The following is a 12,450-nucleotide window of genomic DNA, read 5'->3' as shown; positions in this document are numbered from 1 at the left end:
GCTCTGGATCGCGCAGAATCGGTCACCAAACAGCTGTCCATCCCACAGACCGGAGTTTTCTCGTGAATCGATTCGACGACAAGCGCGTCCTCATCAGCGACGCAGGATCCGGAATCGGCCAGGCCACCGTTGCCCGCATCCTGGCAGAAGGTGGCACCGTCGTCGCCGCCGACATTTCCGAGACCGGCCTCGAACAGACGCTGAACGCAGCGAAGGACGCAGGCCATTCCGATCGCCTGACCACGGTGAAGGTCGACATCTCCAGCGAAGAGTCTGTTCGCGAACAGGTCGGCGCTGCGATCAAGGCTCTGGGCGGGCTCGACGTGCTGGTCAACGCGGCGGGCATTCTGCGCTCCGCGCACACCCACGAGATGACACTCGATTTCTGGAACACCGTCATCGGGGTCAACCTCACCGGAACTTTCCTCATGACGAGGGAGTCCCTGCCGGCACTGCTCGAAAGCGGGGCAGGCGTCGTGGTCAACTTCAGTTCCACGTCGGCCACCTTCGCCCACCCATATATGACGGCATATGCAGCGTCGAAGGGCGGAATCCAATCCTTCACGCACGCTCTTGCACTCGAGTACAGCAAGCAGGGCCTTCGCGCCGTGGCCGTCGCACCCGGCAGCATCGCGTCGGGCATGACGTCCGATCCCGGCTTCCCGGCCGACATCGACTTCACGCTGCTCGGCAAGCTGGCCCCGGCAATCGGTGAGGGTTTCGCTCCCCCGTCCGCGGTCGCCGGCGTGATCGCGATGCTCGCTTCCGAGGACGGCTCGTTTGTCACCGGAACGGAAATCCGCATCGACGGCGGCACGCATATGTGACCACTTGCTGTGCGCCTTTATTAACCCCCGGCGGTTAATAAAGGCGCACAGCAGCGAGGCGGCATACTTATCTCGTCGTCCGGAACCGGTCCGGCGGTACGACGTGCGGTGGGGAGCCAGCGGTGAGCGAGTCAACAGGCACTACGAACCTCGAGCCCGTGCTGATCAGTCCCGTCGTCGGCGGAATGATTCGCACCTGGTCCGAGGACGAGACCCGCTTGTGGAGCGTCGACGATCCCGCGGCGCTCGGCGCACTGTTGGGACGCGGTCTCGTAGCCCGTACGACCCTGCCGGACAACAAGTTCCGAGAGGTTGCGTTTCTGGATACCCAGACCCAGGCCCTCACTGTGCAGCCGCGCTTCGCTTCCCCTGACAGCACTGCACTTGCCGCACCGTTCAAGCTCACCGACGCGTCCTCCCCGACCGGCGACGCTTGGGAAGATCTCGAATCGGTACTCGCGTCCATAGCGATCTCCGCTGCTGGACGTGGCGAATTCTGGCTCGCGGAACTCGGCGGGTGGGATTCTCCGCACGAGCCGAACTGCCTCTTCACGACCGTCGACGAATCGGGACTGGCCAACGCGGTCATGGAGGCCACCCCCGCGCCCGCCGGAACCGGCGTCTGGCCGGAGGTTCCGAGCGGACAAACCGGCGTTTCCGTTTCGGCACCAGCCTCACAGGACACCATCGAGGCTGCCGGAATCTTCGCGGTATCAGCGATCGAGACGTGGGGCGTCACACCGTGGGACATCAACCTCACTTTCGGCAAACTGGTCGATTTCGCCTGATCAGCGGCGCCGACACGCGGCGGTGAGTTGTACGTCTCCCCTCAGCCGACGGCTCACGGTTCGTCACAACACGCCCGATGGCGACGACATCGGGCCCCTCGGTGGGCATACTGAGGGAACTGGGGTTACTCCCGGTCACAAATACCCGTGGATCCGCGTCGGGGCGGGTGCGGTCCGACAACACGCGAGCAGCCACAGACACTGGCGGCTCCGAAAGGTTCAATCATGGCAACCGACCAATTACAGACGGTTGTATTGCACGGCGACCAGCTCAAGTACGTCGACCAAGGCAGTGGCCCCGTTGTGGTGCTCATTCACGGCCTACTGGGCGCGCACTCCAATTGGGAGCCGCAGATCGAGACGCTCTCGCGTCATTACCGCGTGATCGCCCCTGATCTCTTCGGACATGGTGCGTCGGACAAGCCTGCCGGCGACTATTCACTCAGTGCTCACGCCGCCACCGTTCGCGACCTCCTCGAAGCCCTCGATATTCCGTCGGCCACCCTCGTCGGCCACTCCCTCGGTGGTGGGATCGCGATGCAGACGCTGTATCTCTTCCCCGAGCGTGTGGAGCGGCTGTGCCTGGTAGCCAGCGGCGGACTCGGCCCCGAGGTGAGCCCACTCCTGCGCGCAGCAACTCTGCCCGGCAGCGAACTGGTACTTCCCGTCCTCGCGTCCCGGACGCTGACCGACGTGACAGACAAAGCGCTCGGACTTTTCAACAAGATCGGCCTGTTCAAGCTCGGTGCCAGCGCGAGTGAGGCCCGTAAGAGCTTTGCTTCGGTATCGGACGCGTCGACGCGTCAGGCATTTCTGGCGACGGCACGATCGGTCATCAATTACAACGGTCAAACCGTCAATGCCACTCCGCATTTCGCCAACTTCAAGAATCTGCAGGCACTACTGGTATGGGGTGAGGAAGACACCATCATCCCCAACGCCCACACCGAGAACGCTCGCGCCGAACTACCGCTGGGGCGGGTGGAGATCTTCAAGCGCGCCGGACATTTCCCGCACCTTGACTACCCGGATCGCTTCGACCGTGTCTTCTCCGAATTCATGACGGACTGCGGAGTCGGTATCGGCACCGGACCCAAGGCCGTCAGCAGCTGAACTAGCGCCCCGCAACCAACTCTTCGAGGTAGCTCGCCACGCCGTCCTCGTCGTTCGTGGGCAAAATTCGGTCGGCGAGCTCGATGACCTCGGTTCTGGCGTTGGCCGGCGCCAGAGCTGTTCCGGCCCAGGTCAGCATCGCAACGTCGTTGAAGGCGTCACCGGCTGCGGCCACTTCCGACGCGTCGATGCCGTCGATCGCGCACAACTGCGCGAGAGCGCTGGCCTTCGAGACGCCCGCTGCAGCCATTTCCATGTACGGGGCGCCGGAGTGGGTCAACTCCACACCCTCGATGCCCGCAGCGACCGCAGTTCGGTACAGGTCGGCGCTGGGAACCTCGGCATGCCGGGCCACGATCTTGACCATCGGCTCCACGTCCAGCGGCAGCGTATCGGCGAGCACCATCTCGTGCAGGTGCCGGTGATGGTCCGCGAACTCGCACAGAGCGGCATACTCCGGCTCGGCAAAGAACTGCGTGGGTCCGACGTTCGCGAACACGACGCCAGGAATCAGAGCACGAACCTGCTCCATAGCTGTTGCAGCCAAAGATGTTTCGATCGAAACGGTGTCGACGATCTCCGGAGTCCCGTCCGCCAGGTCGAGAATGACAGCTCCGTTGGCACACACAGCTTTACCGCGAAATCCGCACGAGCTCGCCAACGTGTGTACCGAATGCCTGGCCCGGGCCGTCGCCCACACAACTTCGATCCCCGCGAGCCGCGCGTTCTCCATGGCCTGCGCGGTGCGCGCCGAAATCGTTCGGTCGGAGCGCAGCAGGGTGCCGTCGAGGTCGGTTGCGAACATACGAATACGGGTCACCAGACAATGATGGCAGTCCGTTCGCAGCCCTCACCAACTACGTGACATGGGCCGTTGCTCTGTCAATTACTTGCTTGGGCCTCGAGAAGGTGCCGACGCATCTCACCGAAGACCACACCCAGCCGCTCGACATCTCGCGGGCTCAGCAGGTCGAACATGCTCTCCCGTACAGCGGCCACGTGCGCCGGGCTTGCCGACGCCAATTTCTCGGCACCCGAGTCGGTCAGCTCCGCATTAGCGCCCCTCTTGTCGTCGACACACTCGACCCGGCGCACCCACCCGGCACCGACCAGCCGATTGACGGCCCTGGTCACACCACTTCGGGTAGCCATCACAGCGTCGGCGAGCTCACTCATGCGCAGTTGCCGGCCGGGCGCTTCGGCGAGAGCGACCAGCAGTTCGAAATCGGTGAAGGAAATGTCGGAGTCTCGCACCAACTGCTGATCGAGAACACGCTGGAGCAGTCGGGTCGAGTCCAGGTAAGCCCGCCAGGCCGTTTGCTCCGAGTCGCTCAACCACCGCGTCGATTCCATGACACCAGCATATCCGAAGTAGTTGACAACGAAATCAAATGATCTATTCTCAATGTAGTTGATCAGTCAACTACCTGTTCGAAGAGAAGGTTCAACCGAGAGGCGGGCGCTATGAGCGACAACAACGCAGTGCAGTTCGAGGAACGCCGGGCCGAGATCAGGGATCGACATCTGCTCCCCGCCGACAAACGACCCGCATCGACCGCACGCGGCCTGCACCATACGGCCCTGATCAGCAGTGACGTCGAACGAACCGTGAAGTTCTACCAGGATCTCCTCGGATTCCCACTCACCGAGTTGATCGAGAACCGTGACTATCCCGGGTCGTCGCACTTCTTCTTCGACATCGGCAATGGCAACCTTCTGGCGTTCTTCGACTTCCCGGGACTCGACGTGGGCCCGTACCAAGAAGTACTCGGCGGCCTCCACCACATCGCGATCAGCGTCGAACCTGCCAAGTGGGCGAAGCTACGTACCAGACTGACCGAGGCCGGCGTCGAACTGATCGAGCACAGTGAGGTTTCGCTGTACTTCCGCGATCCCGACGGCGCTCGACTCGAACTGATCGCAGACCCACTCGGTGAGATGTACGGCAATCACGTCCTCTGAAAACTTGCTCTCCCCCATACCATTCGGAAGGCACACCATGACCTCCACTCTGTCGCAGCCGAACCTCGATATCCGTCGATCCGGGGATCGTTTCAAGTCCAATGCCGGCTGGCTGGACTCGAAGCACTCGTTCTCGTTCAGCAATCACTACGACCCGAAGAACACTCACCACGGTCTTCTTCTGGTGAACAACGACGACATCGTCACGCCGGGAATGGGATTCGACACCCATCCCCACCAGGACATGGAGATCGTCACCTGGGTACTGAGAGGTTCTCTCGTACATCAGGATTCGATGGGGCATTCGGGCGTCATCTACCCCGGTCTTGCCCAGCGGATGAGCGCTGGAACGGGAATCCTGCATTCGGAGAAGAACGATTCGTGGCGACTCGGTGACGTGGCGGGTGCGCATTCCGACAAGCACAGCGACCCGGTTCACTTCATCCAGATGTGGGTCGTCCCCGACGAGGCCGGAATCACGCCCGGATACGAGCAGTTGGAGATCGACGCCGAATTGCTTGCCGGTGGACTGGTTCCCGTCGCGTCGGGCATGGACGCGTACGCCGATCACTCGGCAATCCGGATCAGGAACAAGTACGCCGCGATGCACGTTGCGCGTCTGCAACCCGGACAACCTGTGACCCTGCCGGACGCACCGTTCCTGCATGTTTTTGTCGCCGACGGTCAGGCCGCCATGGAAGGCGTCGGAGTGCTCGAACAAGGTGACGCGGTGCGAGTATCCGGCGGTGGAGGTCAGCAGCTCAGCTCCGATACCGGGGCAGAGGTCATCGTCTGGGAAATGCACGCCACCGTTTCGCAGGGATGACATGAAGTCCTTCTCGTACGACGCTTCACCGGCTCGAATTGTCTTCGGCCAAGGGATGATCCGCGAGATCGCCGAAGAAGTGCGGCGGCTCGGCCGTAGCCGAGTGATGGTGCTGGCAAGCCGTCGACTGGACGCGCTTGCCGCCGACGTCACCGAATCTCTCGGCGACATGGCCGTCGTCCGCTTCGACGGCGCTGTGATGCATACTCCAACCGAAGTCACGACAGCCGCGCTGAAGCTTGCCGAGACCCATCACGTGGACATCGTCGTCGCGATCGGCGGCGGTTCGGCAACCGGGTTGTCCAAGGCATTGGCACTACGAGCGGGGTTCGATCAGATCGTCGTTCCGACAACGTACGCGGGATCAGAAGTCACTCCGGTGTTGGGTGAAACAGAGAACGGACGCAAGACAACTCGCTCCTCTCCCCACATCAGACCGGAAACCGTCATCTACGACGTCGACCTCACTCTCGATCTGCCGCTGGATACCACCGTCACCAGCGCCGTCAACGCGATGGCGCATGCGGTTGAAGCGTTGTACTCCACCGAGTCCAACCCGATCACGGACTTGATGGCGATCGAGGCGATCTCCGGGATCGCCCGTGCGCTGCCGAGCATTGTCGATGATCCGAAAAATCTGGAAGGTAGGGCCGAACTACTGCAAGCAGCCTGGTTGGCCGGAACCTGCTTGGGCACGGTCGGTATGGGGCTTCATCACAAGTTGTGCCACACCCTCGGTGGCAGCTTCGGTTTGCCGCATGCTCCCACCCACACCGTTGTCCTTCCCCAGGCAATGGCGTTCAACGCGCCTGGCGTCCCGGAAGTCATGTCTCGAATAGCGACTGCCTTGGGTGTATCCGACGCCGCCACCGGCGTTTTCGACCTCGTCACCTCGTGCGGCGGACCGACCTCTCTGCGAGAGGTGGGAATGAGTCACGATCAGATCGGCCGTGCAGTCGAACTCGCGAACGCCGCCGCTTATCCGAACCCGCGTGAGATCACCCCGGCAGGCCTGAGCGAACTCCTCGAGAACGCCTGGTCCGGGCGTCGACCCGCCATCAGGTGAGAACGAATCAGGCAGTACCGCCTCGCGGCCTGACATGTTCGAAGATCAGAATCGTCTCGGTCGCAGCAACCGCCGGATGCGCCGAGAGATTGTTGACAACGAAGTCACGCAACTGCGCCGAATCCGTCGTTGCGACGTGCAGCATGTAGTCGTCGACACCGGCAACGAAGTACACGTTGAGCACCGAGTCCAGCTTGGCGAAATCGTCGCCGAGCCGGCTGAGGTGCGACCGTGCGTTGGCCTGCAGTCGAACTGCGATCATCGCCTGCAGATCCATTCCGAGAGCGGCGGGGTCGATGTCCGCATGGAATCCCCTGATCACGCCGTTGTCCACCAAGGCGCGCACACGTCCGAGGCATGTCGACGGCGCAATTCCCGCGATCGCGGCCAGCGCATTGTTCGGAATCCTCGCATCCTTCGCCAGCTCTTCGAGCAGAACCCGGTCGATCTCGTCCAACTTCATTGCTGCCCGAACATGCTTCGGCGAGGCAGCCGTCTGAATACCGATTTTTGAACTTTCACGCACCATACATACAGCGTAGAGAATTATCTTCACTTCTCTTCACTATCTGGCGACGAAACTTCATGCTTGGCACCTGCCATTCGAAGAAACAACAGACTCAGTTCGGAGCCGTGTCATGAAGGTCGGAATCCCCCGCGAGATCAAAAACCACGAGTACCGCGTGGCCATCAGCCCAGCAGGCGTCCACGAACTGGTCGGCCGAGGACACGAAGTCGTCATCGAAACGGGTGCAGGCGTCGGCTCCTCGTTCAGTGACGAGGATTTCAAGGCCGCGGGCGCGCAGATCCTCGGATCTGCCGATCAGGTCTGGACGGACGCAGATCTACTCCTGAAGGTCAAAGAACCTATTGCAGAAGAGTATTCGCGACTCCGTAAGGATCAGGTGCTCTTCACCTACCTGCACCTGGCGGCGTCGAAGGAATGCACCGACGCGCTCCTGACGTCGAAGACCACCTCCATCGCCTACGAAACAGTTGTCGGTTCCGACGGTTCACTGCCCCTCCTCGCCCCGATGAGTGAAGTAGCCGGACGCCTGGCACCGCAGGCGGGCGCCTATCACTTGATGCGTCACGGCGGCGGACGCGGAGTTCTGATGGGCGGCGTCCCCGGAGTGCGCCCCGCCAAGGTCGTGGTGATCGGTGCGGGAGTCTCCGGCAAGAACGCCATCGCCGTGGCCTACGGCATGCAGGCCGACGTCACCGTTCTCGACCTGTCGATCGCGCGCCTGCGGGAAATCGACGAGCTGTACCACGGCCAGGTCAAGACCATCACGTCCAACAGCCTCGAACTCGAACAGGCAGTACTCGACGCCGACCTGGTCATCGGCGCAGTGCTGGTCCCCGGGGCGAAGGCGCCGACTCTCGTCTCCAACAGCCTGGTGGCGCGTATGAAGCCGGGTTCTGTCCTGGTCGACATCGCCATCGACCAGGGCGGCTGCTTCGAGGATTCACACGCGACCACGCACGCCGATCCGACGTACCAGGTTCACGGTTCGGTCTTCTACTGCGTTGCGAACATGCCCGGAGCGGTCCCCCGTACGTCCACCTACGCACTCACCAACGCGACGCTTCCGTACGTCGTCGCCTTGGCCGACAAGGGGTGGAAGGACGCGGTCGCGACAGTTCCCGGCCTGGGGTCAGGTCTGAGCACACACGACGGCCTGCTCCTGTCCGACAGTGTTGCAGCGGCGCATGGGTACTCGGCTACCACTCTCTGACCCAGGCAGCTCTGACCCAGGCAAGGACAGCTCGAGATCGCTAGCCTTGATCCATGAGCATTCCTGACATCACGCTGAATTCCGGAACCACGATCCCGCAACTCGGCCTCGGAGTCTGGCAGGCCACCAACGACGAAACCGAGCATGCAGTACGGTTCGCACTCGACGAGGCCGGCTACCGGCACATCGACACCGCTGCCGCCTACGGAAACGAAGAGGGCGTCGGACGAGGTATCGCCAACTCGTCCGTCGCGCGAGAGGACATCTTCCTCACCACGAAGCTGTGGAATGCGGATCAGGGCTACGAGCCGGCGTTGAAGGCTTTCGACACCAGCATCGACAAGCTGGGCGTCGACTACGTCGATCTCTACCTCATCCACTGGCCTCTGCAGGACAACGACCGACTCCTCCGAACGTGGGACGCACTCGAAAAGATCGCGGAATCGGGCCGCGCCAAGGCAATCGGGGTGTGCAACTTCGAGCCGCATCATCTGCAGCTTCTCGTCGAACGCGGTGGATTGTTGCCCGCAGTCGATCAGGTGGAACTGCACCCGCACCTCACGCAGCAGGCCATTCGCGACAAGGCCGCCGAGCACGGGATCAAGGTCGAATCGTGGAGCCCACTCGGCGGTACCAGTAACGCAGGTTGGGGTAAGGCGTCCAAGCCCAACACCCTGCTCACCGACCCGATCATCACTCGAATCGGTGACCGCCACAGCAAGACTGCCGCGCAGGTCCTGATCCGTTGGCACCTTCAGAACGGCCTGATCGTCATCCCGAAATCCGTACACGATGCTCGAATCGCTCAGAACATCGACGTATTCGACTTCGAACTCACCGATCTCGACCTGAGCGAAATCGACACTCTCGACGACGGCACCCGCGTCGGCGCGCATCCCGATGAACTCAACATCGGTGCACCGAACTGATCAAGCCGCTCGTTTGGTGGGGCGAAGCGCATCGAATCCGTTTCGCCTCACCATCGTTCCGAGGGTCTTCCACCACGGCCGAGCCGGATCCGGCTCGCTTCCGTCGCCCATCCGGTGCAGCTGATCGGTATGCCACTGCAGGTCGAGTGCACCGTCGAGCATCGAGATGTCGGCAACCTTCCCCAACAACTTCCGCGCTCCGAACTCAACAGTCGGCACGGTCAATCGTTCCCGATCCGATTCCAGGAGAACGGTTGCCGCGTCGGGTATCGTGATCGTCGGCCGGCCGAGGCCGATCACGTCGCACGCGCCGGAAGCCAGTGCCTCGACCATCGCCGATCGCGAGCGGAAGCCGCCGGTGACCGCCAAGGGAATGTCGCCGGCAATCGCTCGGACTGTCTCGGCGTACTCGAGGAAATATGCCTCTCGATCGCGAGTGCTCTGCTTCTGCGCTTTACCCATCATGGCCGGCGATTCATAACTGCCACCGCTGATCTCGATGAGATCCACCGACTCTTCGGTCAACGCGCGCACTACTTCTCGCGACTCGTCTTCCGAGAATCCACCTCGTTGGAAATCAGCCGAGTTGAGCTTGACCGAGACCGCGAATCCCGGAGCAACGGCAGAGCGTATGCGCCGAACGATCTCGATCAGAAAGCGTCGTCGACGCTCAGGATCTCCACCCCACTCGTCCGTCCGCTGATTGGACAAGGGCGAAAGGAACTGCGCAACAAGATAACCGTGCGCTGCGTGTATCTGCACGCCCCCGAAGCCGGAGGACTCGGCGACGCGAGCGGTTTCCGCGAACTTGTCGATGATCTCGTCGATCTCAGCGGTCGAGAGTTCTCGCGGCGTCGCCATTCCCGGAATCTTCAGCGCGATCGCGCTCGGGGCGACCGGTCTACCTCTGCTGGCAATCGGGTTGGATTGCCGCCCTGGGTGGTTCAGCTGCATCCAGATCTCGGCGCCGCCGTTCTTAGCGGTCTTGGCCCAGGCAGTCAGTGCTTCGGCATCACGATCGTCGTCGACGACGACATTGCCCGGTTCGGCGATCTGCGATCGATCGACCATGACATTGCCGGTGATCAGCAAACCGAACCCGCCACTGCCCCAACGACCGTACAGCGTTTCCAAGCGAGTGGACGGTCCATGAGTGCGGTCACCCAGAGCCTCGCTGAGCGCAGCTTTCATCGTGCGATTCCGCAGGATCTGCCCGCAGGGCAAAGTCAACGATTCTCCGAGCGTGGTCATGGATGCCTCTCGTATGAAGGGAAGAAAGTCAATGGCGTGGCGCAGAACCGAAGTGCCGCTTGGTATCGCGCACGAAGCTCGAGAAGATCAGCGAGTTGACCGGTAGCCCGCCGCGCACCGCGAGCGACAGCTTCGGACGCGGCGAGAATGCAAAATTCCACTGCAGTCTCGAACCCACTGCGAGCTCGTCGACGCGGTAGTCCTCCGCGAAGGATTGGAACAGCGGAACATTGGACTGTTCGACGTAAAACGAGTGCCGACGCGTTTCGTCGTCCCAGGTGATGAACTTTTCGCGCATCTGCATCGCACCGCCGCCCACCTCCGCGATTCGGCGCGTGCCGACGCCGTAGGGGCGCGGCGAGGTGTAGTGCACTTTTGTGAGCAGTCGGCACCACGACAAAGGCTCGTCGGCGGTCAGACCGGCCCAGACGGCGTCAGGTTCGGCGGCGAGATCGATCGAGTACGTGAAGATATGCGGTGCCGTGTCGAAGAAATCGACACCGACCGGTTCGAGGTCGAACCAATGTGTCATCGCCTACTCCTGCCCAATTAGCCGTTACATGAAGTTACGGATACTTGACGACCGAAGTCAACCCCCGAAGGCTCAGCGGGACCAAGCCTCCGAACGAGAGAGCCCCTGCAGTGAAGCGATGACCTGTTCGAGCGGCTCGATACTTCGAGTCGTCTGGCACACCGCCACTGCACCTTCGACCGACGTGATCGTCAGGTTTGCCATCGATTTTGCCTGCACTGCAAGATAACCCGCAGTTTCGAGTTGCGATTCGATCAACTTCTGCCATCCCAGCATGACCTCAGCCGACACTTCCGCGACTTCTGGCTCACTGGCACGCGCCAACCCGCCGGCAATCACCGGGCAGCCGATCGCGAAGTCCGAGCGTGTGAGATTGAGTCGCCAGATGTCTCCGACCGCTTCGATCACGTCGGCCGTGGAACCGGTAGCCGCAGCCGAGCTGATTCGTCTGGTGATGATCGCACCGGCCGCGCGCACAGCTTCGACCATCAACTCGGTCTTGCCGCCTGGAAAGTGATGGTAGATCGACCCACGGGGCGCGCCGCTGTGCTTGATGACGTCGCTGAAGGATGTCGCATCGACGCCGTTGCGGCTGATCAGTTCGACCGCACTACGAATCATGCGATCACGTGAGCTCAGCTCTGCCATGTCACAGATCCTTCGGCCGTCGGTACACCTGTCGACTCATACGCTACGTTATGTATGACGACCTACATAGTGATGGGATGAAACAATGAGTGACGAGACAACCGCGACCGTCGATCCGGCGCAGATGACAGGCCTCGAACTTCTCCGCTGGATGGGAACGCAGGTCAACGACCGGCCCAGCATCGGACGCCTCCTCGGCATGGAGATGCGCGAGGTCAACGAAGGATCCGTGAGCTTCGCCCTGACCCCGCGCGCCGATTTCAGCAACCCGCTCGGCACTGTGCACGGCGGCATCTGCGCAACGCTGCTCGACTCGGTCATGGGCTGCGCGGTACACACGATGCTTCCGGCCGGCGTCGGCTACACGACCCTCGAACTCAAGCTCAACTACATCCGCACGGTGCCTCTCGACGGTGACGAACTGACAGCCCACGGCAGCGTCATTCACGTGGGCGGGCGTACCGCGACGGCAGAGGGCAAGGTCCTCGACAAAAACGGCAAGTTGGTGGCGCATGGAACCACGACGTGCATGATTTTTCGCTAAGCCCGACGTGAGCAGGGTGCGAGTGCCGATGTACGATCGGCTCGTGACCCTGCTCACTGCGCACCTCTGGTGGCCCGACCGCTGACGGTCAGCCGCAACTGCGTGTTGCCCGGACCGATATCGGGTGGTCCAGCAGGCTCCTCTCAGGATCCCCGATCCGGCAAATGCCGTACGCGTCGTCGCTACGACCGCCAAGATCAGGTACCGAATCCACGAAGGAGAGTT

The 12,450-nt window shown here is 62.0% G+C and carries 15 protein-coding genes; 9 read left to right on the top strand and 6 right to left on the bottom strand.

Translation table 11 applies throughout. From position 1 onward, the window contains the following. Positions 1-62: 62 nt before the first annotated feature. The 3 genes from RhoBH5_RS12410 (at position 63) to RhoBH5_RS12400 (ending at position 2,728) form a co-directional block, all read left to right on the top strand. Entirely contained in the window at positions 63-827 is a 765-nt protein-coding gene (locus tag RhoBH5_RS12410) for an SDR family NAD(P)-dependent oxidoreductase (protein ID WP_270008365.1), read from the top strand. 122 nt (positions 828-949) lie between these two features. Continuing rightward, positions 950-1,615, top strand: coding sequence for a hypothetical protein (locus RhoBH5_RS12405; RefSeq protein ID WP_042920471.1), 666 nt, complete (start codon positions 950-952; stop codon positions 1,613-1,615). Between the two features lie 225 nt (positions 1,616-1,840). Next, the gene (locus RhoBH5_RS12400) at positions 1,841-2,728 is read left to right on the top strand and encodes an alpha/beta fold hydrolase (protein ID WP_007734173.1); all 888 of its coding nucleotides are present in this window, start codon (positions 1,841-1,843) and stop codon (positions 2,726-2,728) included. A 1-nt stretch (position 2,729) separates the two neighbouring features. Here RhoBH5_RS12400 and RhoBH5_RS12395 read toward each other — a convergent pair whose 3' ends face one another. Then, positions 2,730-3,548, bottom strand: a complete 819-nt coding sequence (locus RhoBH5_RS12395; protein WP_031332850.1) for an HAD family hydrolase — start codon at positions 3,546-3,548, stop codon at positions 2,730-2,732. A 62-nt stretch (positions 3,549-3,610) separates the two neighbouring features. Beyond that, positions 3,611-4,081, bottom strand: a complete 471-nt coding sequence (locus tag RhoBH5_RS12390; protein WP_007734171.1) for a MarR family winged helix-turn-helix transcriptional regulator — start codon at positions 4,079-4,081, stop codon at positions 3,611-3,613. Positions 4,082-4,192: 111 nt separating this feature from the next. On the opposite strand from RhoBH5_RS12390, the gene RhoBH5_RS12385 reads away from it, so the two are divergent. Genes RhoBH5_RS12385 through RhoBH5_RS12375 form a run of 3 tightly spaced genes read left to right on the top strand, consistent with a single transcriptional unit; the run spans position 4,193 to position 6,582 of the window. Next, complete coding sequence (locus RhoBH5_RS12385) at positions 4,193-4,690, top strand: VOC family protein (protein WP_007734170.1); 498 nt, start codon at positions 4,193-4,195, stop codon at positions 4,688-4,690. Between the two features lie 37 nt (positions 4,691-4,727). Further along, positions 4,728-5,516 carry a pirin family protein gene (locus RhoBH5_RS12380; protein WP_270008364.1) on the top strand — a complete coding sequence of 263 codons (789 nt, stop codon included), beginning with the start codon at positions 4,728-4,730 and terminating at the stop codon, positions 5,514-5,516. Position 5,517: 1 nt separating this feature from the next. Next, a complete protein-coding gene (locus tag RhoBH5_RS12375; protein WP_270008363.1) occupies positions 5,518-6,582 on the top strand; it encodes a maleylacetate reductase in 1,065 nt (354 codons plus the stop codon). 7 nt (positions 6,583-6,589) lie between these two features. Here RhoBH5_RS12375 and RhoBH5_RS12370 read toward each other — a convergent pair whose 3' ends face one another. After that, entirely contained in the window at positions 6,590-7,111 is a 522-nt protein-coding gene (locus RhoBH5_RS12370) for an Lrp/AsnC family transcriptional regulator (RefSeq protein ID WP_058227650.1), read from the bottom strand. Between the two features lie 109 nt (positions 7,112-7,220). Here RhoBH5_RS12370 and ald point away from each other — a divergent pair, with 109 nt between their 5' ends. Together ald and RhoBH5_RS12360 are read left to right on the top strand one after the other, a co-directional pair. Further along, on the top strand, positions 7,221-8,321 hold the full coding sequence (gene ald, locus RhoBH5_RS12365) for an alanine dehydrogenase (protein WP_003945541.1): 1,101 nt from the start codon (positions 7,221-7,223) through the stop codon (positions 8,319-8,321). Positions 8,322-8,374: 53 nt separating this feature from the next. Then, complete coding sequence (locus tag RhoBH5_RS12360; RefSeq protein ID WP_063315018.1) at positions 8,375-9,250, top strand: aldo/keto reductase; 876 nt, start codon at positions 8,375-8,377, stop codon at positions 9,248-9,250. Here the strand turns inward: RhoBH5_RS12360 and RhoBH5_RS12355 are convergent, their stop codons facing one another. From RhoBH5_RS12355 to RhoBH5_RS12345, 3 genes are all read right to left on the bottom strand, one after another. After that, positions 9,251-10,501 (bottom strand): NADH:flavin oxidoreductase/NADH oxidase family protein, encoded by a 1,251-nt coding sequence (locus tag RhoBH5_RS12355; RefSeq protein ID WP_007734160.1) that lies wholly within the window; start codon positions 10,499-10,501, stop codon positions 9,251-9,253. Between the two features lie 28 nt (positions 10,502-10,529). Then, positions 10,530-11,033 (bottom strand): SRPBCC family protein, encoded by a 504-nt coding sequence (locus RhoBH5_RS12350; RefSeq protein ID WP_019746932.1) that lies wholly within the window; start codon positions 11,031-11,033, stop codon positions 10,530-10,532. A gap of 72 nt (positions 11,034-11,105) precedes the next feature. Next, positions 11,106-11,681, bottom strand: coding sequence for a TetR/AcrR family transcriptional regulator (locus tag RhoBH5_RS12345; protein WP_270008362.1), 576 nt, complete (start codon positions 11,679-11,681; stop codon positions 11,106-11,108). A gap of 85 nt (positions 11,682-11,766) precedes the next feature. Between RhoBH5_RS12345 and RhoBH5_RS12340 the strand changes: the two genes are divergently transcribed. Next, positions 11,767-12,225 (top strand): PaaI family thioesterase, encoded by a 459-nt coding sequence (locus tag RhoBH5_RS12340; protein WP_003945940.1) that lies wholly within the window; start codon positions 11,767-11,769, stop codon positions 12,223-12,225. Positions 12,226-12,450: the final 225 nt, after the last annotated feature.

Origin of the sequence: Rhodococcus sp. BH5 (assembly GCF_027583855.1) — a bacterium.
GTDB lineage: Bacteria > Actinomycetota > Actinomycetes > Mycobacteriales > Mycobacteriaceae > Rhodococcus_F > Rhodococcus_F qingshengii.
This window is presented reverse-complemented; position numbering and strand designations above follow the sequence as displayed.